The sequence below is a fragment of the Pseudomonas sp. XK-1 genome (assembly GCF_038069885.1).
Classification (GTDB): Bacteria; Pseudomonadota; Gammaproteobacteria; order Pseudomonadales; family Pseudomonadaceae; genus Aquipseudomonas.
The window spans coordinates 124,479-147,778 of record NZ_JBBPES010000003.1; the positions used below are offsets into that span (position 1 = coordinate 124,479).

A 23,300-nucleotide genomic window follows, 5' to 3' on the forward strand; every position below is an offset into this window, starting at 1 on the left:
ACCCGGCCTAAGCTAGATTCCTGTCCATGCCTACCCCACAGGAGCCTTGGTTTATGGCCGCCGCATTGATCGAAACCCTCACGTCCGTCGAAGACTTCCTCCAACGCCAGCACGGCTCGTTTATCGACGGCACCTGCCAGCTCAACAGCGCCAGCGAGACCCTGGCCTTGCGCAACCCGGCCGACGACCAGGTGCTGGCCAGTGTGCAACTGGCCGATGCCGGCCAGGTCGACCGCATCGTCGAGTCCGCCCACCGCGCCTTCAGGTCCGGCATCTGGAGCCGCCTGGCTCCGGCCGAGCGCGAACGCACCCTGCTGCGCTTCGCCGATCTGGTGGAAGCCCACGGCGAGGAACTGGCCCAGCTGGAAACCCTTAACCAGGGCAAGTCGATCCACCTCTCGCGCGCCATCGAGGTGGGTGCCTCGGTCAACTACATGCGCTATATGGCCGGCTGGGCCACCAAGATCGAGGGTCAGACCCTCGATGTGTCCATCCCGATGCCGGCGCAGGCGCGCTTCAACGCCTACACCCGGCGCGAACCGACGGGTGTGGTGGCAGGCATAGTGCCGTGGAACTTCCCGATGATGATCGCCCTGTGGAAGGTCATCCCGGCGCTGGCTTGCGGCTGTACCGTGATCATCAAGCCAGCCGACGAAACCCCGCTGACCGCCCTGCGCCTGGCCGAACTGGCCATCGAGGCCGGCATCCCCGCCGGCGTGTTCAACGTACTGATCGGCCGCGGAGCCCAGGCTGGTGCCGCGCTGGTGGCCCATCCGTTGGTCAACAAGGTGTCCTTCACCGGTTCCACCGCCGTGGGCAAGCAGATCGGCATCGCCGCCCTGCACAACATGACCCGCTTCACCCTCGAACTCGGCGGCAAAAACCCGATGCTGGTGCTCGAGGATGCCGATATCGACAAGGCCGTGGCCGGTGCCATCGCTGGCGGTCTGCTCAACCAGGGCCAGGTCTGTGCCGCGGCCTCGCGCCTTTACGTGCCGGTCAGCCGCCATGCCCAGTTCGTCGAAGCCCTGAGCGCCCAGGCACGTGCCATGAGCGTCGGTCCCGGCATGGACCCCACTGCCCAGGTCAACCCGCTGGCAACGCGCAAGCACCAGAACCACGTCCTCGCCATGCTCGCTGTCGCCCGCCGCGAAGGTGCATGCATCGCCACCGGTGGCGACGCCCCGGACAGTCCCGGTTACTACGTCAACCCCACTGTGCTCAGCGGTCTGGATCAGCGCAGCAATGCGGTGCAGGAGGAGATTTTCGGCCCGGTGCTCAGCGTGCTGCCCTACAACGATCTGGAGCAGGGTCTGGCCCTGGTCAACGACAGCCGCTACGGCCTGGCCGCCAGCGTCTGGAGCAACGACCTGGGTAAGGTCATGGACCTGCTGCCACGTATCGAAGCCGGCACCGTGTGGGTTAACAACCATGTGCCGGTCGACCCCAACCTGCCGTTCGGCGGTTTCAAACAGTCGGGCATGGGCCGCGAATTCGGCCGCAGCGCCATCGAAGGTTTCACCGAGCTGAAGTCGGTGTGCATCACCTACTGAGGGCCGGCGAGCGCGCCTCGATCAGATGTCGCGCTCGCCATGAAATGCGCCATGAAAAGTGCAATTCAATGGCTGTAAAAGCCATTCAAGCCTGAGCGGCAGCCGTCATTATGGTGACCAGATGGCTGCCGAATATCCCGCCGCTCGACTGCCTATTAAAGCAGTGGCGGCTCACCAAAGTAGAAGCTGTACAGATCAATAGTTAACATGTTAAATATATGGTTAACATGTTAATCATATGCCGCGCATGACTACGCGCAGCACCGACTTTATTGCAATGGGAGAACAACCGATGAGCAGTGCTCTCGATAAGGCAGCCGCCGGCACCCTGTTCGGCATCGCGCTGAACTACCAGGGGCTGCTGCGCAGTCGTTTGGAAGAATTCCAGCAGCCGCCCTACCAGAAGCCGCCGGTCAAACCCGTGCTGTTTATCAAGACCTCCAACACCCGCAACGGCCACGACCAGCCGGTGGTGTTCCCTGCCGGCGTCGAGCGTCTGCAACCGGGCCCGGCCTTGGGCGTGGTAATTGGCAAGGATGCCAGCCGCGTGAGCGAGACCGAGGCCATGAATCACGTGGCCGGTTACCTGATCGTCAACGAATTCAGCCTGCCCGAAGACAGCTACTACCGCCCATCGGTCAAAGCCAAGTGCCGCGACGGCTTCTGCCCCATCGGCCCGGAATTGGTGCCCGCCAGCCAGATCGCCAACCCGAACGCCTTGGGCATCCGCCTGTTGGTCAACGGCGAACTGCGCCAGCAGAACAACACGGCCAACTGGGTGCGCAACATTCCCCAACTGATCGCTGAACTAAGCGAGTTTATGACCCTGCATGCAGGCGACGTGCTGATCACCGGTACACCGGAAGGACGCGTCGATGTGCAGCCCGGCGACACTGTCGCAGTGGAAATCGATGGCCTTGGCCGTCTCGTCAATACCGTGGTCGCTGAAGGAGCGCTCTGATGAAACACGCCCGTATCCGTTTCCAGGGTGACATCCACGCCGTCACCGTCGAAGACAACAATGCCGTGCGCCTGGCCGACGGCCGCCTGCTGGCCGAAGACCAGGTCGAGTGGCTGCCACCGGCCAACGGCAGCATGTTCGCTCTGGGCCTTAACTACGCAGACCACGCAGCCGAACTGGCCTTCAGCCCGCCCACCGAGCCACTTGCATTCATCAAGTCGCCGGGCACCTACACCGGCCACAACCAGGTCACCTGGCGGCCGGACAACGTCGCCTACATGCACTACGAGTGCGAGCTGGTGGCGGTGATCGGCAAGCCGGCGCGCAACGTCAAGCGCGAGGACGCCCTGCAATACCTGGCCGGCTACACGGTGTGCAACGACTACGCCATCCGTGACTACCTGGAGAACTACTACCGGCCCAACCTGCGGGTGAAGAACCGCGACGCCACCACTCCGGTCGGCCCCTGGATCGTCGATGTTGCCGATGTGCCCGATGCGACCAACTTGAAGCTGCGCACCTGGATCAATGGCGAGTTGAAACAGGAAGGCACCACCGCCGACATGATCTTCGACATCCCCTACCTGATCGAATACTTCTCCAGCTTCATGACCCTGCAACCCGGCGACATGATCGCCACCGGCACGCCGGAAGGCCTGGCCGACGTGGTGCCCGGCGATGAAGTGGTGGTGGAAGTGGAAGGCGTTGGCCGCCTGGTCAACCGCATCGTCAGCGAAAGCGAATTCTTTGCCGCGCGCGGCTAAGCAAAACAACAAAGAGGCAAACAGCATGATCAAGCACTGGATCAACGGCCAGCAAGTCGAGAGCAAAGACAGCTTCACCAACTACAACCCGGCCACCGGCGAGGCCATTGGCGAGGTCGCCAGCGGCGGCGCGGAGGAAATCAACCTGGCCGTTGCCGCAGCCAAGGAAGCCTTCCCCAAGTGGGCCAATACCCCGGCCAAGGAACGCGCCAAGCTGATGCGCAAGCTCGGCGAGCTGATCGAACAGAACGTGCCGCACCTGGCCGAGCTGGAGACTCTGGACACCGGCCTGCCGATCCACCAGACCAAGAACGTGCTGATTCCGCGGGCCTCGCACAACTTCGACTTCTTCGCCGAAGTCTGCACGCGCATGGACGGTCACAGCTACCCGGTCGATGACCAGATGCTCAACTACACCCTCTATCAGCCGGTGGGCGTGTGTGGCCTGGTATCGCCATGGAACGTGCCCTTTATGACCGCCACCTGGAAGACCGCGCCCTGCCTGGCCCTAGGCAACACCGCGGTGCTGAAGATGAGCGAGCTGTCGCCACTGACCGCCAACGAACTGGGCCGCCTGGCCATGGAAGCCGGCATTCCTGCGGGCGTGCTTAACGTGGTGCAAGGCTACGGTGCCACCGCCGGCGATGCCCTGGTGCGCCACCCTGATGTACGCGCAATCTCCTTCACCGGCGGCACCGCCACCGGCAAGAAGATCATGCAGACCGCCGGCCTGAAGAAGTACTCCATGGAACTGGGTGGCAAGAGCCCGGTGCTGATCTTCGACGACGCCGACCTCGACCGCGCCCTGGATGCGGCGCTGTTCACCATCTTCTCGCTGAACGGCGAGCGCTGCACCGCAGGCTCGCGGATCTTTATCCAGGAGACGGTGTACGACCAGTTCGTCGCCGAATTCGCCGCCCGCGCCAAACGCCTGATCGTTGGCGACCCGCAGGACCCGAAGACCCAGGTCGGCTCGATGATCACTCAGGCGCACTACGACAAGGTCACCGGCTATATCAAGATCGGCATCGAGGAAGGGGCCAACCTGCTCGCCGGCGGTCTGGAGCGCCCGGCCAATCTTCCAGCGCACCTGGCCAAGGGGCAGTTTATCCAGCCCACGGTGTTCGCCGATGTGGACAACCGCATGCGCATCGCCCAGGAAGAAATCTTCGGCCCGGTGGTCTGCCTGATCAAGTTCAAGGACGAGGCCGAAGCCCTGCGCCTGGCCAACGACACCGAGTACGGCCTGGCCTCCTATATCTGGACCCAGGACATCGGCAAGGCCCACCGGCTTGCCCGTGGCATCGAAGCCGGCATGGTGTTCATCAACAGCCAGAACGTGCGCGACCTGCGCCAGCCGTTCGGCGGGGTGAAGGGCTCTGGCACCGGCCGCGAGGGCGGCGAGTACAGTTTCGAGGTGTTCGCCGAGATCAAGAACGTGTGCATTTCCATGGGCAGCCACCACATCCCGCGCTGGGGCCTGTGATAAGGGCGGCGCACCAACCGATGCGCTATTTATAAAGGAAGGGGGCACGTATCCCCTTCCCCTGTGCCGGTCGTGCATATCGTCCTAACAACAAAGCCTCACGAGAGGCCAACAGGAGAACCGCCATGGGCAAAGTCGCTCTAGCTGCCAAGATCACCCACGTCCCCTCCATGTACGTGTCGGAGCTGCCGGGTCCGAACCAGGGATTCCGCAAGCCGGCCATCGACGGTCATATCGAAATCAGCAAGCGCTGCCGTGAGCTGGGTGTGGACACCATCGTGGTGTTCGACACCCACTGGCTGGTCAACGCCAATTACCACATCAACTGCGGGCCACACTTCAAGGGGCTGTACACCAGCAACGAGTTGCCACACTTCATCAGCAACATGGAGTATGAGTTCCCGGGTAATCCGGAACTGGGCCGTTTGCTGGCCGACGAGTGCAACCGCCTCGGTGTGGAAACCATGGCCCACCAGGCCACCACCCTGGCACCGGAATACGGCACCCTGGTGCCGATGCGCTATATGAATACCGATCAGCACTTCAAGGTGGTCTCGGTTTCGGCGCTGTGCACCTCGCACTACCTCAACGACAGCGCCCGCCTCGGCTGGGCCATGCGCAAGGCGGTGGAGGAGCACTACGACGGCACCGTGGCCTTCCTCGCCAGTGGCTCGCTGTCACACCGTTTCGCTCAGAACGGCCAGGCCCCCGAGTTCGCCACCAGGATCTGGAGCCCCTTCCTGGAGACCCTCGACAAGCGGGTCGTGCAGATGTGGGAAAACGGCGAGTGGGAAACCTTCTGCGCCATGCTGCCGGAGTACGCGGCCAAGGGTCACGGCGAAGGCTTCATGCACGACACCGCCATGCTGCTCGGTGCCCTGGGTTGGTCCCAATACGACGGCAAGGCCGAAGTACTGACCCCTTACTTCGCCGCCTCCGGTACCGGGCAGATCAACGCGGTGCTCCCGGTCACGCCGCAGGATGGCTCCAGCATCCCGGCAGCGCAGGCTTCCAATCCGGCCGGCACCACCTCCAGCAGTCGGCTCTAGGAGTTTCCCATGCCCCATCTGGTTCTGCTCTACAGCCCCGACGTCGAACGTGACGTCAACGTCGGCAGCCTGTGTCGCGCCCTGGCCGACTGCATGCTCGAACAGCGTGACGAGGCCGGCAAGGCCGTGTTCCCCATCGGCGGCACCCGCGTGCTGGCCTACCCGGCAGCCCATGCCGCAGTGGCCGATGGCCAGGGCGACTACGGTTTTCTCTACGCCAACCTGCGTATGGGAGCGGGACGCAGCCAGGTGGTGCACAAACAGGTGGGCGACAACCTGATGCAGGTGTTGCGCGAGCACCTCGACAGTCTGCTCGCCCAGCGCCCGGTGGGCGTCACCCTGCAAATAGACGAAAGCCCGGGCCAGGTCTTCGATGCCAAGCACAGCAGCCTGCATCCCCTATTCAACAAAACTATTTAAGGTAATCCTGCCATGCTCGACGCCTCCATCATTCAACAGGCCGCCGCCCGCCTCGACGCCGCTGAGCGCTCGCGCGAACAGGTGCGCCAGTTTTCCCTGGACTACCCGGGCATCACCATCGAAGACGCCTACGCCATTCAGCGCGCCTGGGTCGATCTGAAACTCAAGGGCGGGCGCAAGCTGGTCGGCCACAAGATTGGCCTTACCTCACGCGCCATGCAGGTCTCCTCGAATATCACCGAGCCGGACTACGGTGCCCTGCTCGACGACATGCTGTTCGAGGAAGGCAGCGACATTCCCTTCGAGCGCTTTATCGTGCCGCGAGTCGAGGTGGAGCTGGCGTTTATCCTCGGCAAGCCGCTGCGCGGGCCGAACTGCAGCATCTTCGATGTGCTGGAGGCCACCGAATGGGTAGTGCCGGCGCTGGAAATCATCGATGCGCGCATCCACCAGATTGACCCGGACACCAAGGTCACCCGCAAGGTGTTCGACACCATTTCCGACAACGCTGCCAACGCAGGCGTGGTCATGGGCGGCCGACCGGTGCGGCCGAACGACATCGATCTGCGTCGGGTGCCGGCGATTCTCTATCGCAACGGCGTGATCGAGGAGTCCGGCGTTTCCGCTGCGGTACTCAACCACCCGGCCAAAGGCGTGGCCTGGCTGGCGAACAAGCTCGCCCCTTATGACGTCACCCTGCAAGCCGGGCAGATCATTCTCGGCGGCTCCTTTACCCGCCCGGTGGCGGCCAGCCCGGGCGATACCTTCCACGTCGACTACGACCAACTCGGCAGCATCGCCTGCCGCTTTGTCTAGCCACAAACTGTAGGAGCGAGCTTGCTCGCGAAACGGTCTTACAGCCGATAGAAATGTATCGCCTGCACCGACCCATCGCTCAAGTTCCCTCCCCCGAAGGAGCCCCAAAATGGAAATGCCCATCAACACCTTCAAGCAGCGCCTGCAAGCCGGCGAAGCGCAGATAGGCCTGTGGCTCGGCCTGGCCGATCCCTACTGCGCGGAGCTGGCGGCCAATGCCGGCTTTGACTGGCTGTTGATCGACGGCGAACACGCGCCCAACGACCTGCGCGGCCTGCTCGGCCAGTTGCAAGCCGTCGCCCCGTACCCGAGCCAAGCGGTTATTCGCCCGGTAATCGGCGATACCGCGTTGATCAAGCAACTGCTCGATATCGGCGCGCAGACCCTGCTGGTGCCCATGGTCGAAAGCGCCGAACAGGCTCGCGAACTGGTACGCGCCATGCACTATCCGCCGAGCGGCGTGCGCGGCGTGGGCAGCGCCCTGGCCCGCGCATCGCGCTGGAACAGCATCCCCGGCTATCTGGACAAGGCTGACGCGCAGATGTGCCTGCTGGTGCAGATCGAAAACCTCGACGGCCTAGCCAACCTCGACGCCATCGCCGCGATCGAGGGCGTCGATGGCGTATTTATCGGCCCGGCCGACCTCAGCGCCGCCATGGGCCATCGCGGCAACCCCGCTCATCCGGAGGTGCAGGCCGCTATCGAGGACGCCATTGCGCGTATCCAGAAGGCCGGCAAGGCCGCCGGCATCCTCAGTGCCGATCAGGCCCTGGCGCGACGTTATCTGGAACTAGGGGCGAAGTTCGTCGCCGTCGGTGTCGACACCACCGTACTGATGCGTGGTCTGCAGACCCTGGCTGCCGCCTTCAAGGATGCCCCGGCTCCAACCAGTGCTGGCGGCGTGTACTGAGCCCGATCCTCAAGCATTCTCAAGAGAACGACATGAAACTCACCGATCTGAATCTGCTGCGCGAACAAGCCTATATCGACGGCCAGTGGGTCGAAGCCGACAGCAAAGCGCGCTTTGCCGTGACCAACCCGGCCAATGGCGAACTGATCGCCGAGGTCGCCTCCCTCGGCCAGGCCGAAACCGCCCGTGCCATCGCCGCCGCCAAGTCCGCCCTGCCCGCCTGGCGCGAGAAAACCGCCAAGGAGCGCAGCGCCATCCTGCGCGGCTGGTACAACCTGATCATGGCCAACCAGGAAGACCTGGCCCGCCTGCTCAGCTGGGAACAGGGCAAACCCCTGGCCGAGAGCCGCGGCGAAATCGCCTACGGTGCCAGCTTTATCGAGTGGTTCGCCGAGGAAGCCAAACGCGTCTATGGCGATGTGATCCCCCACGACAAGCAAGGCCGTCGCCTGGTGGTGATCAAGCAGGCCATCGGCGTGGTCGCGGCCATCACCCCGTGGAACTTTCCCAACGCCATGATCACCCGCAAGGTTGGCCCGGCCCTGGCCGCCGGCTGCACCGTGGTGCTCAAGCCCGCTTCGGAAACCCCGCTGTCGGCCCTGGCCCTGGCGGCACTGGGCGAGCGCGCCGGGATTCCCGCAGGCGTGCTGAACATCGTCCCCGGCACCGACTCGCGCGCCATCGGCGGCGAGCTGACCGGCAACCCGGACGTGCAGAAGCTGTCGTTCACCGGCTCCACCGGCATCGGCAAACTGCTGATGGCGCAGTGCGCCGCGACCATCAAGAAGGTCTCGCTGGAACTGGGCGGCAACGCGCCCTTTATCGTTTTCGACGACGCCGACCTGGATGCCGCCGTGCAGGGCGCGCTGGGCTCGAAGTTCCGCAACAGCGGCCAGACCTGCGTGTGCACCAACCGTTTTCTGGTGCAGAACGGCGTGTACGAGGAATTCAGCAAGCGCCTGGTCGCCGCGGTAAACGCCCTCAAGGTCGCCCCGGCCGGTGAAGACGGTGCCCAGCAGGGCCCATTGATCAACGCCAAGGCCGTGGCCAAGGTCGAGGAGCATATCGCCGATGCGGTCAACAAAGGTGCCAAGGTACTCGCCGGCGGCCAACCACATGCCTTAGGTGGCAGCTTCTTCGAGCCAACCGTGCTCGGCGATGTCACCTCTGAGATGCTGGTAGCCCGCGACGAAACCTTCGGCCCGCTGGCACCGATCTTCCGTTTCGATACTGAAGCGGAGGCCATCGCCATGGCCAACGACACCGAGTTCGGCCTGGCCTCCTACCTCTACACCCGCGACCTGGGCCGAGCCTGGCGCGTCAGCGAGGCGCTGGAGTACGGCATGGTCGGTGTCAACGAAGGCCTGATCTCCACCGAGGTCGCGCCCTTTGGCGGCATCAAGCAGTCGGGGCTTGGCCGCGAAGGCTCGCATTACGGCATCGACGATTATATCGAGCAGAAGTACATGTGCCTCGGCATCGGCTAACGCGCATATCGGCTGAAACTCCACCCTTTACGGCTCTTAATGAGCCGTTTTTTTATTCAGCCAACAGGACAGGAATATGCAAAGAAACCGCCTCATCGCTGCCGTGCTACTCCTTATACAAGCCTTCAGCACAACTGCGACCGATCTCGACGCGCCCTTTCGCCAGGCCCTGCTCAAGGAGCTGAACAACCGAACCCTCGCCAGCCAGGTCGTCAGTGCACTTGCCGACACCCATAAAGGAACACCTCAGGGCGATTTCTGGCGTGCCTACAGCGAACTGGAAGCCCACCAGTGGCCGCTCTATGCAGAACAAGCAACGGCATACGAACTCAGCCCAGGGGGCTTTTTCCTGTCGCTCAAGGCGCGCGCATCGATTCTGTTCGCCAAGGCCTGGCCGAACAGATTCGTCGACATGCTGAGCCAAGCCACAAAAGCCTATGCAGCGGAGCTTGCGGCACTCACGCCTCCGACAGCCCAGCAAGAATTCTGGCGCTATGTCATCGCCCAGGAACAGGTACAGGTCGTGGCCTTCCAGCATGCCGCCAAACAGGATTACGTTGCCGCAACAGCAGTGATCGACAGCTTCATAAGGAGCAATCATGGGGCCCACCTCCAGGGCGGGCCTCGACTCTAGGCTTGCAGTGACCGCCGTGGATTTTCTCACAGTGCCAAAGTTGGCAAGGGCTGTCAGCAGCCGGGGACAGAGTCAGGCATGCCGATGATGCAGACCAGCATTCGCTCGAGTCGCCGACTACTTGCCACCTCGGCGGACCAAACCATCTAACGATGACACTCCCAGACAAGAGTGACCCTGAGGCGCAAGACCGAGGCTGTCGGCCCCCCTAGAGTTCAGGTGCATAGAGCGCATAGCTCTGCAGCTCACAAATCAAACAATAGAGCCCGCACTTATGAAAACCTTGCTTGCCAGCGCCCTCGGATTGCTCACCCTCGCCGTCATTGCCTCAGCTGAAGCGGCGGATGGCCCTCCTCCCCCTTCTGTCAACCAACCCTCCGGCATCAACCTGGGCGGTACCAGCTTCTATGACGGATTTGCCGGCCCGCCGGGCCTCAGCCATCTGGTCTATCTGAAGTACGACAGCGCCAGCTCGTTCAGAGACAAGAATGGCCATGAAAACAGGGCGTTCGATGATCCCAAGCTGAACGTGGTCACGCTCCTGAACCAACTCAGCTACTACTCGCCCGAAACCATCGGTGCGGGTGCCCATCTCGGCTGGAACCTTATTGTTCCTGTTGTTTCGCTGGACGGTAGCTTCGGCGATGCCGGTGCCAGACTGAAAGACAATGCCACTGGCCTTGGCGACATCACCACCGGCCCCCAGGTGCAGTTCGATCCGATTGTCGATAGCCATGGTCGCCCGGTTTTTGTCCAGCGCTTCGCTATGAACTTCATCCTGCCCACCGGCAAGTACGACAAGCATAAGGATTTCAATCAGAGTTCCAACTTCTACTCGGTCAACCCCTACTGGGCGGCAACCTGGATGCCGGCTCCTCGCTGGGAGATGAGCTGGCGGCTGCACTACCTGCATAACTTCAAGAACGATGACCCTGCGAGCAGTTCCCCTCTGCTCTTCGAAGGACAGCCGGTTCGGAACACACAGGCTGGCGACGCAGCCTGGACCAACTTCACGGCTTCTTACGAAGTGATGCCAAAGCTATCGGTAGGCCTGAACGGTTACTACTTCAAGCAACTGGAAGACGACAAGGTCAACGGCCGCACGCTGGCGGACTCGCGTGAAAAGGTGCTGGGCATCGGTCCGGGGCTGTTCTGGAGGGCCAGCGAGCGCGAAGGCTTCTGGCTCAACCTTTACCACGAGACCAATGTCGAGAATCGCGCCAAGAACGACTTCTCCGTCCAAATGCGCATTGTGCGTACGTTCTGATCCCAGACAGGTGAGCCAATCATGAATGCACTCGACGCAGTCGACAGTAAGAAAACACTCTTCGCCATCTGCGTAATGATGGTGATCTCACTGGGCACACTCCAGATCCAGCCACTCCTCGGTGGGGCTTTTATCGATCAGTTGGGCATTCCGTTGAATGCCATCGGTACGATCTTCGCCGCTGAACTGACCGCGATGGCCATTGCGTGTGGCATCAGCGCGATGCTGATACCCCACATCGACAGACGTAAGTTCGTACTCGTGGCCTTGCTTGTAGTGGTGCTGGGCAATCTGCTGAGCAGCCAGGCCGGCAGTTGGCTCTCGCTGACGGCTAGCCGTCTGCTCTGCGGCCTGAGTGCTGGAGCGGTCATAGCGGTTGTGTATGCCACCGCTGCGCTGCGCACCTCGAAGGATTCCACGTTCGCGGTGATCAATATCGGCAACCTCTTCTGGGGCATGCTGCTGGTATCGTCCACGCCTTTTATCCTCAAGGCGGCCGGTGTCACGGGTGTTTTTTTGCTACTGGCTGTGGCGAGCGCCATCGCCCTGATCGGTCTTCGCAGAATTCCGGCCCATTTCCAGGAACAGGTCGGTCACTCCAACGCTGGCGCACCGCCACTCGGCCTCACGGAGCTGCTACTGATCTCTCTCTTCGCCTTGTTGTTCCTTGGACACTCGGCGCTGTGGGTCTACCAGGAGCGCATCGGCAAGAGCATTGGCCTGGAGCCGGAACAGATTGGCGCGATCCTGGGGGCCAGCATTCTCGCCGGGGCGATCGGCGCGGGTCTGGCGGGGATTATCAAACGCCGGATCGGCCTGCTCGCCCCGCAACTGATAGGTTTCGGCACCGCCCTGGCGGCGACCTTGGTCATGGTGTACGGCAACAGCCCCCTGGCCTTTGCCATCACCGCCGGGCTGATTCACCTGGCGTGGTTCTTCAGCCTTCCGTACCTGCTGTCCATGAGCGCCGAGCTGGATCCGTCCGGGCGTCTTGCCGGCCTGGGTAACGCGGCCATCTTTATCGGCCAGGGTGCCGGCCCCTTAGGCGCAGCGCTGGTAGTTGGCGAGGGTAACTTCAGGGCCGTTGGCTGGCTGGCAGCCGCTACAAACATCCTGGCCCTGGTGATTACCTGCATCGTCGTGGCCCGCTTTCGCCAGGGGGCCGCCGCCAGCCGCAGTGCACTAGCCCCGCAAGCGGCCTGATCGCCCGGCTCAATCAATCGGGCCCGCGCTGGTGCCAGGCACTGTTGCGAGCTCGGGCTCTTTCGCGCTCACCGGCCGTAACTGAACCAAGGCGTACCTTTTTTCCAGCGCTTCGATCGGCACGGCCTTAACTGAACCCTGATACACATTTATAAGGATGTCCGTATGACTACCCTCTTTCCTGAAACACCTGAATTCCTGGGTGCCCTGTACCACCCCAGTCGCGTGGAAGCCGATGTTCTGGACCTGGAGATAGAGGGCACTCTGCCCGCTGCCATTCGTGGTGCCTTCTATCAGGTCTCTCCCGACCCGCAATACCCGCCGATGCTCGGCCAGGACATCTACTTCAATGGCGACGGCATGGTCAGCGCCTTCTTCTTCGAGGACAGCAAGGTGTCTCTGCGTCGCCGTTACGTGAAGACCGCGCGCCTGCTCGCCCAACGCCGCGAAGGACGCTCGCTCAATGGGGTCTATCGTAACGTCCATACCAATGACCCGCTGGCAGCCACCAACAACACCACAGCGAACACCACCGTGCTCAAGTACAACGGTGTTCTCCTGGCGCTCAAGGAAGATGCCCTGCCCTACGCCATGGATCCGGATACGCTGGAGACCCTGGGTGTTTACGACTGGAACGGCCAGATCAGCTCGGCCACCTTCACCGCCCACCCCAAGGTCGATCCGGCCACCGGCAATCTCCTCGCCTTCAGCTACGAGGCCAAGGGCGATGGTTCGCCGGATATGGCGTACTTCGAGATCGCTCCTGACGGGCAGCTCCTACACGAAATCTGGTTCCAGGCACCTTATGCCGGCATGGTCCACGACTTTGCCGTAACCGAGAACCATGTGGTGTTTCCCATCATCCCGCTCACGGTGGACGTAGAGCGCATGAAGCGTGGCGGACCGCATTTCCAGTGGCAGCCAGACCTGCCGCAACTGTTTGCCGTTCTGCCCCGCAAGGGCAATGCCGCTGACGTTCGCTGGTTCAAGGGCCCCGCGAATGCGTTTCAGGGGCATACGTTGAACGCCTTCGAGGAAAATGGACGGATCCACGTGGATATGCCGATTACCGGCGGCAACGTCTTCTACTTCTTCCCGCAGGAAGACGGCTTTGTCCCGTCGCCCGAAACCCTGTCCTCCAGCCTGCACCGCTGGACCTTCGACCTCAGTTCCCCTAACGATCAGGTCGAGCCTCATGCCTTGAACGACTACCAGTGCGAGTTCCCCCGCGTCGATGATCGTTACATTGGCCGCCCTTACGAACACGGCTTCGTCCTCGCCTTCGACCCGACCAGACCGTATCGGCCGGAAAATGGCCCCATACCGTTCCAGTTCTTCAACCTGCTGACTCACTTCAACCTGAGAACCGGGGCAAGTGACAGCTGGTTTGCCGGTGACAGCGAGTGCTTCCAGGAGCCGATCTTCGTGCCCCGCTCTGCAGATGCAGCGGAAGGTGATGGCTACGTCATCGCACTGCTCAACCACATCGCGGACTATGCCAGCGAACTTGTAGTGCTCGACGCCAACGACATGGCCGCCGGCCCTGTGGCGCGGGTGAAAATCCCCTTGCGGATGCGCATGTCGCTGCATGGTTCCTGGGCACCCGCCGAGTAAGCGATGCGACAAGCACCCTGGCAGAGGTCTCGTTCAAGATGAACGGGACCTCCTGGAAACGCGCGCGCCACACCCTGGCTTCTGCACGCGCACCACTGCTCTTCGGCCTGCACACCACGGCAGCGGCATTGGCAGCACTGGCCCTGGCCGGAGCTGCAGGCATTCACCACCCATGGTGGGCCGCCATGACCGTATGGCTGGTGGCCCAACCGACCCGCGGGCTCTTCGTCGAACGTTGCGCAGCACGCTTGGCGGGCACGGCCGTAGGCGCACTGGCCGGCGGCCTGCTGCTCTACCTGCTGTTCGATTCGCCCCAGGCATTGCTTGTGCTGCTCGCGATCTGGCTGATGCTGTGCGCCGCCATCGGCAATCTGTTTCGCCATTTCAGAAACTACGCCTGGGTTCTGGCGGGATACACCGCGGCAATCGTGGCGCTCTTTGGCCTGGCAGACCCGGTACTGGACCCTGAACTTGCGACCGGCCGCTTCGCTTGCACGGTCATCGGCATCCTCTGCTCTTCCGTGACGTCCTGGCTCTTCACGCCCAGCAGCGCACCTGCCGCGCTGCTGGACGAGCAGCTCGAGCGCTTGGTGACAGGCAGCCTTTATTGGAGCATGGCGTGTCTTGCTCACCCGTCGCCGGGCCAGCCCCCCGAGCTTTCCCAGCTGCTGGGGATGATCAAGGAACTGGACGGCTCATTTGATCTGGCGGTTGCGGGATCGCGCTCGGGGAAAAGAAAGGTTCGCCATGCCCAGCAGGTCGTCGACAGCCTTCTGCTGGTGCTGGCTGTCGTACATAAACTGACCCAGCAGGGGGAACAGGTGCCCTGGCTCTGTCACTTCGATAACCGGCGCTCGGATCTGGAAAACCTCGACGCCCTGATCGAATGCGTGCAGCAGAAAACGCCCCAAAGCGTTGAATACCAACAGCTGCTGAGCGCCCTGACAGTGCTTCACGGCGTACTCCAGGGCACGGAAAACCCCGCGAGCTGGTGGACCCGGGCGCGCCACCATGATTGGCGCGCCGCCAGCACGGCTGCGGTGCGCCCGCTGTCAGCCCTGACTGTTACCGCGCTGATCTGGCAACTCACAGGCTGGACCAACGGCCCTATCATGGCGATGACCTCGGTTCTGTTCGCCTCGCTGTTTTCCAGCCACAGTGACACCAGAACGGCGGTAAGAGACGTGTTCATAGGCTCTCTTATGGGCGCGGCTGCTGGGCTCACTGCGCGCATCTGGCTGCTGCCTCAGGCCCAGGGCTACGTGGACCTGCTCCTGCTTATCGCGCCTTTTCTGCTGACGGGTGCCTTCCTGATGGCCCGCGCCAAGAGCGCGAAAATGGCCATCGACCTGAACATGACCTTCCTGCTCACGGCGCAGCCGGGGGTGGTCTTTCACGGCGGCCTGGAAGGCTTGCTGCTGCAAACCCTGGCGATCCTGCTGGGCGTGATGGCCGCCGCCGGCAGCCTGCTGCTGTGGCAGCCGTACCATCCGCAAAACCGGCGACTCGCACTGGCGCGCCGCATCGCTCGGCAAACCCTGCAGGCCGTCAGGCTGAGCAGTCTTGCATCAGCCCATGCTCGAGCGCGGCCATTGCTCAGATCGCTGGTCTTGATCGACGGCAACGCGAGTGACCTGGTGCAGGCTGCCCTCACCTGCGTAGCCGTGACGACGCCCCCTTATCCCAGGGGTGTTTCTGCAACACCGCAGCTGCTCGAACAAGCAGGCCACGAAATCAGGCTTGCCGCTCAAGCGCTGGTCGCCCTCACCACTCACTAATGCCGCAACCGACCATATTAGCCGCTCATCGCGTAACGCCCTGCTATACGCCTGATAGGACCAGCCCCATCCCAGAGCGGATTACCCAGGCCATTCTGACAAAGCCAATAGCGCATTATTTTCACATTACGGGATTTATACATAAATCCCGCTTTACAGGATTTATCAAAGCAATTAGATTGAACCCATCGCGACGGCACGGACCAACACCCATCCGCAGCCATCAAACCAACCACAGGGAATGCTTTATGAAAATCGCCAGTTTCACGCACCAGGGCCAAGACTCTTACGGGGTTGTGCAAGGTAATCAGATTATCGACCTCGGCTCGATGAAAGCCGTTCTGGGCGCGGATCTCAAAGAGGTCATCGCGCGCAACCGCCTGGTGGACCTTGCTGAAAGCGATCTGAGTGAACTGCCCCGCCTGGATATTGCCGATATCACCTTCCTGCCCGTCATCGGCAACCCCGGCAAGATCCTTTGCATCGGCATCAACTACGCCACCCACGTGCGCGAAACCGGCCGCGACATGCCGACCTACCCAATGATCTTCACCCGCTTCGCGGACAGCCAAACTGCCCATGAGCAGGCCATCCTGCGCCCTACCGCGTCGCACAAGCTGGATTTCGAAGGTGAGCTGGCCGTGGTGATTGGCAAGACCGCGCGCCATGTCAAACAAGCCGAAGCGCTGGATTTCGTCGCCGGTTACTCCTGCTACAACGATGGCAGCGTGCGTGATTGGCAGAAGCACACCATCCAGTTCGTGCCGGGCAAGAACTTCCCCCAGACCGGCGGCTTTGGCCCCTGGCTGGTGACCGCTGACGAGATCCAGAACCCTCAGGACCTGGAGCTGACCACCCGCCTGAACGGCCAAGTGATGCAGCACACCAGCACCTCCGACATGATCTTCGACGTGTGCAAGCTCATCGAGTACTGCAGCACCTTCACCGAACTGGCACCCGGCGATGTGATCGTTAGTGGCACCACCGGTGGCGTGGGCGCGTTCCGCGAGCCTCCGGTGTGGATGCAGCCCGGCGATATCGTCGAGGTGGAAATCTCTTCCATTGGTATCCTGCGCAACACCATCGTCGACGAGAAATAAGAAATGGACGGCCCGTCTAAGCAAACCCAGCCCAGCCAAGCACGCCTCAAGAAGGCGTCGCCCGACAGCACCAAGGCCTCCAGCCTGGAGCGCATGTTGCGGGTGCTCGATATTTTTACCGAGCAAACCCCGATCTGGGCCGTCGATGACATGGGCGCGGCGCTCGGCTACACCCGCTCCACGGTCTACCGTTACGTGCGTGAGCTGGCCGATGCCGACCTGCTGTTCCAGGTCGAAGCCGGCCGTTACACCCTGGGTGCACGGATCATCACCTGGGACCGCCAGCTGCGCGTGAGCGATCCGCTGGTGCGGGCCGCCAAGCAACTTGAACCCCAGTTACCACAGTGGAGTGCACACCAGGTCTGGCTGGTCTGCCGTTTGTTCAAGAATCAGGTCGTCTGCATCCACCAGAGTGGCGGGCTTACCGATGAGGTGAGCTACGCCCGGGGCACGCCGCGACCATTGTTTATGGGGGCCACGTCCAAGGCCATCCTTGCCAATCTCGGTACCCGTCAGCACAACCAGCTGTTTCTGGAGAACCCGGAGCTGATACGGCAAAGCAACCTGGGTCAGTCCTGGGACGAGTTCCGCCGCTCGCTTCAGCGCATTCGCCGCACGGGCTTCGTGATCACCGCAGAAGAAGTGGATGCCGGTGTGTTCGGCCTGGCCGCCCCGATCTTCGACGGCGACGGCAAGGTCGTCGGCAGTATCTCTTGCGTGCGTCCCATCCAGGAACGGGACACCACTCTGGATGCGCAGCAAGGGCAGCTGATCATGACCCTGGCTGACAACCTGACACAGCTAACGGCAGCTCTATCCCAGCGTCCCAAACACCTGGACTGAGCCGCCCCTTTTAAAAAGGGAACAACAATGACAACCCTTAAAATGCAGTCTGGCGTCCTTATCGTGGGTGCCGGACCGACCGGTCTCACCCTCGCAAACCTGCTTGGCCAGTCCGGCATCAGCACCATTCTGCTTGAGCGCAAGACCGGCACCGTCGCCGAGCCCCGCGCGGTGTCCATCGATGACGAGTCATTGCGCACCATGCAGGCAATCGGCCTGGAGCAGGAGGTGCTCAAGGATGTAGTACCCGGCTACGGCGTTCACTACTTCAACCGGCCTGGCGGTCAATGCTTCGGCAAGGTGGAACCGGTATCGACACTCTACGGTTTTCCCAAGCGCAACGCCTTTCGCCAACCCCTCTTTGAAGCCACCCTGCGCCAGGGCCTGATGCGCTTCCCGTCACTGACAACCTGCTTCAACCACGAACTGCTGAGCTTCCAGCAGCATGACGACTGCGTCGTTGCCCGGGTCAAGAACGAGCTTGACGAGGAAATCGAGATCACGGCCAGTTATCTGGTGGCGTGTGATGGCGGCCGCAGCCCGGTGCGCAAACAGCTGGGCGTCGCCATGGTCGGCTCCAGTTTCCAGTCGCGCTGGCTGGTGGTCGATACCGACCAGGACGACGATCCCTTCTGGCAAACCCGTGTTTACTGCGATGCACGGCGGCCCATCGTCGAGGTGCCCGGCCCGCACCAAACGCGGCGTTTCGAGCTGATGTTGCGCCCCGACGAGAGCGACGAGGAGATGCTTGCCGACGAGAAAATTGGCGAACTGCTGCGGCCCTTCCGTGGCGACAAGCCCACCTCCGTCGTGCGCAAGACGGTCTACACCTTTCACGCGCGCGTTGCGGAACGCTGGCGGGCCGGCCGGGTGTTTCTTGCCGGCGATGCCGCCCACCTGACCCCGCCCTACGCGGGCCAGGGCATGAACAGTGGCATCCGCGATGCCCATAACCTCGGCTGGAAATTGGCGCAGGTGCTCAAGGGCGACATGGCCCCCAGCGTACTCGAGACCTACGAGAGTGAACGCAAGGACCACGCCTGGGCCTTGATCCAGCTGGCGCTCAATCTCGGTGTGGTCATGGCTCCAGCGAGCGTACTCAGAGCGAAACTGATCAGTGGCCTGTTCAAAACCATCGGCATGGTGCCGCCGCTGCGCGATTACTTCCTGCAAATGCGCTTCAAACCCAAGCCTCGTTTTACCACAGGCCTGGTCGTGCCCAGCGGCACCGCCAGCCCCCACAAGACCGGGGAGATGTTCCCTCAACCCATGTTGATTGATGCGGCGGGCGGCTGCGTAAAGCTCGACGAGCTGATTGGCGATGGCTTCGCGCTGATCCAGTGCGGCCTGCCCGCCAGTAACGATCTGAGCAGACTGCGCCATCCGCTGTGGAACACCCTCAAGGCGCAACGGATTTTGATCCAGCCTGCGGACGCGGACTTATCAGCCGCAGCCTGCCGCGGTATTCGGGCGCTGAAAGACCAGCACAGCATGCTGCCGCCGGCCTGCTTCGAGTCGAGGGCCATCCTTCTGCTGCGCCCAGACCGGTATATCGCGGCGATCTTCGACTGCCATGACGAGGAGCACATCGTACAGGCCCTGCAAGGCCTGTTCGGCACCACCACGCCTATGCCTTTCGCCGGTTTTACCGTGGCCGCCGAGGCACTCCGCTAACGCATTCAAAGGAGGTCCACCATGAACACGCTGCAAACATCCACTCCCGCGCGCCTGCTCTACCTGCACATGGGCAGCAAGGAGCCGCAACGGCAGATCGACTTCTACCAGCACATGCTGGATATGCACTGCGAGTCCTACGCCGATGGCAGCGCCGTGCTGAAGGGGCCGAATCGTGCGGTGCTTATCAGCCCTGCGGACAAGCATGGGCTCCTGGCTGCAGCCTTTGCCCTGGACAACCAGAGCCATCAGGCGCAACTGCGCCAGCGCCTGGAACAAAAGGGCTGCCGGGTTGAGGACATAGCCTCGCCCCTGCTCGAGACTGGCAGCTTCAGCATTCGCGACCCGCAAGGCCGCGAGACGATCTTCGGCGTAGCTCAAGACCTGCAGCTTGGCGAGCTGCCGGGCATGCCGGGAAGACTCCAGCATGTCGTATTCCAGACCACCGAACTGGAGGCGATGGTGGAGTTCTACGTCAACACCCTTGGCTTCACCATTTCCGACAACGTGGTGGATCAGGAAACAGGCAAGCTAATGGTGTGCTTTCTGCGTTCGGACGACGAGCATCACACACTGGCGTTCTTCCGCGGCTCGAAAAACGAGTGGGATCACCACTGCTACGAAACCAATGAGTGGAATGACATTCGCGACTGGGGAGATCGCTTCGCCAAGGAACGGATCAACATTTTCTTTGGTCCCGGTCGCCACGGCCCCGGTAACAACCTGTTCTTTATGGTGGTAGACGCCGACAAGAACCGCTTGGAGTTCTCTGCCGAACTGGAAATGACCACGGCCGAGCAAGCGCCCGGCGAGTGGCCCCAGAGCGAGCACACACTCAACTCCTGGGGCCGCGCCTGGATGCGCAGCTGACCGTTATTTATTCAATGCGGCTGCAGCCGCCGCACCACTGGAGACGACAATGACAATTCTACAAACAGCTCCCTACTCGCTTTCCGGCCGCCAGTACATTAACGGTGCCTGGACCAGCGGGCATTCGCAGCGCACCCTCGATAACCGCGACCCCTTCACCGGCGAGCAGTTGCTGGCCATGCCCCTGGCCTCCGTCGACGATCTCAACGACGCCTACGCCGCGGCGCAGCGCGCTCAACAGGACTGGGCCGCCACTGCACCCGCGCAGAAGACCGAGCTACTGAACAAGCTGGCGCGCGTGATCGAACAACGCGCGGAAGAAATCACCACCTGGTTGATCAAGGAGTCTGGCAGCACACGGATCAAGGCGGGTTTTGAATGCAACGCGACCCTCAACCTGGTGCGTGAATGTGCAGCGATGCCCTTCCAGGTCGAGGGGCGCATCCTCACCAGTCACAAGCCCGGCGAGCAGAGCTTCGTCTTCCGCGAGCCCCTTGGCGTCGTCGGCGTTGTCAGCCCGTGGAACTTCCCCCTCTACCTGAGCATGCGCTCGGTTATTCCCGCCATAGCCCTGGGTAATGCCGTAGTGCTCAAACCGGCCAGCGATACCGCGGTGACCGGCGGCCTGCTTATCGCTCATCTGTTCGAGGAGGCGGGCTTCCCCGCCGGTGTGCTCAACGTCGTGGTGGGCGCAGGGTCGGAAATCGGCGATGCCTTCGTCGCCCACCAGGTGCCCAGCTTTATCTCCTTCACCGGCTCGACGGATGTCGGCCGCAACGTGGGGCGCATCGCCACTGGCGGCCAGTACATCAAACGCGTCGCGCTGGAACTAGGTGGCAATAGCCCGCTGATCGTCCTCGATGACGCCGACATTGAAGTTGCCGCCCATGCGGCTGTAGTCGGCCGCTTCCTCCATCAGGGGCAGATCTGCATGAGCGTCAACCGGGTGATCGTTGATCGCAAGGTGTACCCGCAATTCGCCGCCCTGGTGGCCGAACGTGTGAGCAAACTCAAGGTGGGCGACCCTAACCTGGCGGACACCGTCATCGGCCCGGTCATCAACCAGGCTCAACTCGATGGTCTGCTGCGCAAGATCGACAACGCCCAGGGTGCCGGCCTCAAGCAACTCGCCGGTGGCCAAGCCGCTGGCCTGGTACTACCGCCCCATGTGTTCGGCGACGTACCCGCCGATCAGGAATTGGCGGCGGAGGAAACCTTCGGCCCGCTGTTACCGCTGGTTGTTGCCCAGGACGAGCAACATGCGCTGGCGCTGGCCAATGCCGGCGACTATGGCCTGTCGAGCGCCGTCTTCACCCAGGACATGGCCCGCGGCCTGGCCTTCGCCCGCAAGATCGTAGCCGGAATGACCCATATCAACGACATCACTGTAGATGACCAACCAAACGCGCCCTTCGGCGGCGAAAAGAACTCGGGGCTGGGCCGCTTCAACGGTCACTACGCTCTGGACGAGTTCACTCGCGCCCACTGGGTCACCTGGCAAGCAGGGGGCCATCACTACCCCTTCTGATCAAGCGTTTGCCGAGCAACACTCGTCCGCGGCCACGGCTGCGGACGACATAACAAGAGAGAACAAGATGAGCGTGCTTTCCAGCGTCTGCACCGATCAAATTTTCCATACGGATCGCCTGATGAAATGGCGCGAATTTATGAGCGACCATCTGGGCAAGACCCCCGACTATGTCCGTCGGTTGGAAACCTCATACTTCGAGCCACTCAATCAACAGCCCTTCAATGGCCGCCTGGAGTACGGCGCACTGGGTGAGCTGAATTTCTGCCGAATGGTCTGCAGCCCGCACCGCTTCTCGCGAAACCTGAGCAAAGCCCTCGCGCCATCCGACTCTCCCTGGCTACTCATCCTGCAAATGAGTGAGGTCAGTCATTTTGAGCAAGGTGGCAAAAGCAGCACATTGGTCCCAGGTGAACTGCTGCTGCTCGACTGCGGCCGCCCTTTCAACGTCACCAGCATGAAAGGGTGCGAATACCTCATGCTGCTCTGCCACGGGCTTAACCAATCCGCACACGAGACCAACAAGCTGCACCTGAACAACCGCAATGGCCTGGGTCGAATGCTCCATCACACGATCACCGATGCCTATGCCCAATACCCCCTGCTGAACGATGCCACCTCGAACTTGGTCGGCCAGAGCATTATTTCACTGCTGAACAACACGCTGGACAATCAGCGCGAAGAAGCGAAGCTCGAGCATGACGTTCATTACTTCAAGATGAATCGAATCAAGTCGTTTATTGAGCACAACCTCGGCGAACGTGACCTGACGATTGAGCGCATCGCCCAGGCGGTGGAGTGCTCTGTGCGTACCTTGCACCGGGTCTTCGAGGATGAAAACGGCAACAGTCTCAGCGATTACATCTGGCAACGCAGACTCTCTCGCTGCGCAGAGGACCTGCGTAACTCGGGGAGCGCGCCCCGCTCGATTACCGATATCGCCTACAGCTGGGGTTTCAACAGCAGCTCCCACTTCAGCAAGGCATTCAAAGCCGCCTACGGCGCTTCGCCCAGGCTGTTTCGCGAATCATCGAGTCTGGGCAGGCCACACTGAACTATCGGGCTTGAAAGCTGGCATACGACTCTCGGCGGCGGGACTGCCGCGGGAGTTGCTTAGCGCAGACAGAACCCCGCAGCACTATGTGGGCGCTGATCGAACCCTTTCGCTCCAGCCGTCTGCCGAATGCCCGGGCCTGCCTCTAAACTCCTGTTCTGCAGCTCTGGCTGTCGACACGCCTTTCACAAGAGGGCTATCGCCTTACCTCTGCGTCCACCGCACCGTCGTCGCTACCCGCTTCGTCCGGGGCGGTATCGGGCCTGTATTGCACGGGCCCGACACGACG

General features: G+C 62.0%; 20 protein-coding genes. All 20 read left to right on the forward strand.

Features of this window, described 5'->3' with window-relative positions; translation table 11 throughout:
* Window positions 1-53: 53 nt before the first annotated feature.
* Window positions 54-1,553, forward strand: a complete 1,500-nt coding sequence (locus WMW70_RS08990) for an aldehyde dehydrogenase family protein (protein WP_341437176.1) — start codon at window positions 54-56, stop codon at window positions 1,551-1,553.
* Between the two features lie 292 nt (window positions 1,554-1,845).
* Window positions 1,846-2,514: a fumarylacetoacetate hydrolase family protein gene (locus WMW70_RS08995; protein WP_341437177.1), complete on the forward strand. Its 669-nt coding sequence runs from the start codon at window positions 1,846-1,848 to the stop codon at window positions 2,512-2,514.
* On the forward strand, window positions 2,514-3,278 hold the full coding sequence (locus WMW70_RS09000; protein WP_341437178.1) for a fumarylacetoacetate hydrolase family protein: 765 nt from the start codon (window positions 2,514-2,516) through the stop codon (window positions 3,276-3,278). Before WMW70_RS08995 ends, WMW70_RS09000 begins: the two co-directional genes overlap by 1 nt.
* Window positions 3,279-3,303: 25 nt before the next feature.
* A complete protein-coding gene (gene hpaE, locus WMW70_RS09005; protein ID WP_325509889.1) occupies window positions 3,304-4,764 on the forward strand; it encodes a 5-carboxymethyl-2-hydroxymuconate semialdehyde dehydrogenase in 1,461 nt (486 codons plus the stop codon).
* Window positions 4,765-4,889: 125 nt separating this feature from the next.
* The gene (hpaD, locus tag WMW70_RS09010) at window positions 4,890-5,813 is read left to right on the forward strand and encodes a 3,4-dihydroxyphenylacetate 2,3-dioxygenase (protein WP_341437179.1); all 924 of its coding nucleotides are present in this window, start codon (window positions 4,890-4,892) and stop codon (window positions 5,811-5,813) included.
* Between the two features lie 9 nt (window positions 5,814-5,822).
* Window positions 5,823-6,233: a 5-carboxymethyl-2-hydroxymuconate isomerase gene (locus WMW70_RS09015; protein ID WP_341437180.1), complete on the forward strand. Its 411-nt coding sequence runs from the start codon at window positions 5,823-5,825 to the stop codon at window positions 6,231-6,233.
* 12 nt (window positions 6,234-6,245) lie between these two features.
* Window positions 6,246-7,049, forward strand: a complete 804-nt coding sequence (hpaH, locus tag WMW70_RS09020) for a 2-oxo-hept-4-ene-1,7-dioate hydratase (RefSeq protein ID WP_341437181.1) — start codon at window positions 6,246-6,248, stop codon at window positions 7,047-7,049.
* Window positions 7,050-7,158: 109 nt separating this feature from the next.
* Complete coding sequence (gene hpaI / locus WMW70_RS09025; protein WP_341437182.1) at window positions 7,159-7,959, forward strand: 4-hydroxy-2-oxoheptanedioate aldolase; 801 nt, start codon at window positions 7,159-7,161, stop codon at window positions 7,957-7,959.
* A 32-nt stretch (window positions 7,960-7,991) separates the two neighbouring features.
* Complete coding sequence (locus tag WMW70_RS09030; RefSeq protein WP_341437183.1) at window positions 7,992-9,446, forward strand: NAD-dependent succinate-semialdehyde dehydrogenase; 1,455 nt, start codon at window positions 7,992-7,994, stop codon at window positions 9,444-9,446.
* 76 nt (window positions 9,447-9,522) lie between these two features.
* A complete protein-coding gene (locus WMW70_RS09035) occupies window positions 9,523-10,080 on the forward strand; it encodes a hypothetical protein (protein WP_341437184.1) in 558 nt (185 codons plus the stop codon).
* A gap of 274 nt (window positions 10,081-10,354) precedes the next feature.
* Window positions 10,355-11,347: a SphA family protein gene (locus tag WMW70_RS09040; RefSeq protein WP_341437185.1), complete on the forward strand. Its 993-nt coding sequence runs from the start codon at window positions 10,355-10,357 to the stop codon at window positions 11,345-11,347.
* Window positions 11,348-11,368: 21 nt separating this feature from the next.
* Complete coding sequence (locus tag WMW70_RS09045; RefSeq protein WP_341437186.1) at window positions 11,369-12,550, forward strand: MFS transporter; 1,182 nt, start codon at window positions 11,369-11,371, stop codon at window positions 12,548-12,550.
* Between the two features lie 165 nt (window positions 12,551-12,715).
* A complete protein-coding gene (locus tag WMW70_RS09050) occupies window positions 12,716-14,164 on the forward strand; it encodes a carotenoid oxygenase family protein (protein WP_341437187.1) in 1,449 nt (482 codons plus the stop codon).
* 38 nt (window positions 14,165-14,202) lie between these two features.
* Complete coding sequence (locus tag WMW70_RS09055) at window positions 14,203-15,942, forward strand: FUSC family protein (RefSeq protein WP_341437188.1); 1,740 nt, start codon at window positions 14,203-14,205, stop codon at window positions 15,940-15,942.
* 248 nt (window positions 15,943-16,190) lie between these two features.
* A complete protein-coding gene (locus WMW70_RS09060) occupies window positions 16,191-17,042 on the forward strand; it encodes a fumarylacetoacetate hydrolase family protein (protein WP_341437189.1) in 852 nt (283 codons plus the stop codon).
* 3 nt (window positions 17,043-17,045) lie between these two features.
* Entirely contained in the window at window positions 17,046-17,885 is an 840-nt protein-coding gene (locus WMW70_RS09065) for an IclR family transcriptional regulator (RefSeq protein ID WP_341437190.1), read from the forward strand.
* A gap of 27 nt (window positions 17,886-17,912) precedes the next feature.
* Window positions 17,913-19,559, forward strand: a complete 1,647-nt coding sequence (locus tag WMW70_RS09070) for a bifunctional 3-(3-hydroxy-phenyl)propionate/3-hydroxycinnamic acid hydroxylase (protein ID WP_341437191.1) — start codon at window positions 17,913-17,915, stop codon at window positions 19,557-19,559.
* A gap of 21 nt (window positions 19,560-19,580) precedes the next feature.
* On the forward strand, window positions 19,581-20,429 hold the full coding sequence (locus WMW70_RS09075) for a VOC family protein (RefSeq protein WP_341437192.1): 849 nt from the start codon (window positions 19,581-19,583) through the stop codon (window positions 20,427-20,429).
* Between the two features lie 49 nt (window positions 20,430-20,478).
* Window positions 20,479-21,957 (forward strand): aldehyde dehydrogenase family protein, encoded by a 1,479-nt coding sequence (locus WMW70_RS09080; protein ID WP_341437193.1) that lies wholly within the window; start codon window positions 20,479-20,481, stop codon window positions 21,955-21,957.
* A gap of 67 nt (window positions 21,958-22,024) precedes the next feature.
* A complete protein-coding gene (locus tag WMW70_RS09085; protein WP_341437194.1) occupies window positions 22,025-23,011 on the forward strand; it encodes a helix-turn-helix domain-containing protein in 987 nt (328 codons plus the stop codon).
* The last annotated feature ends 289 nt before the right edge of the window (window positions 23,012-23,300 follow it).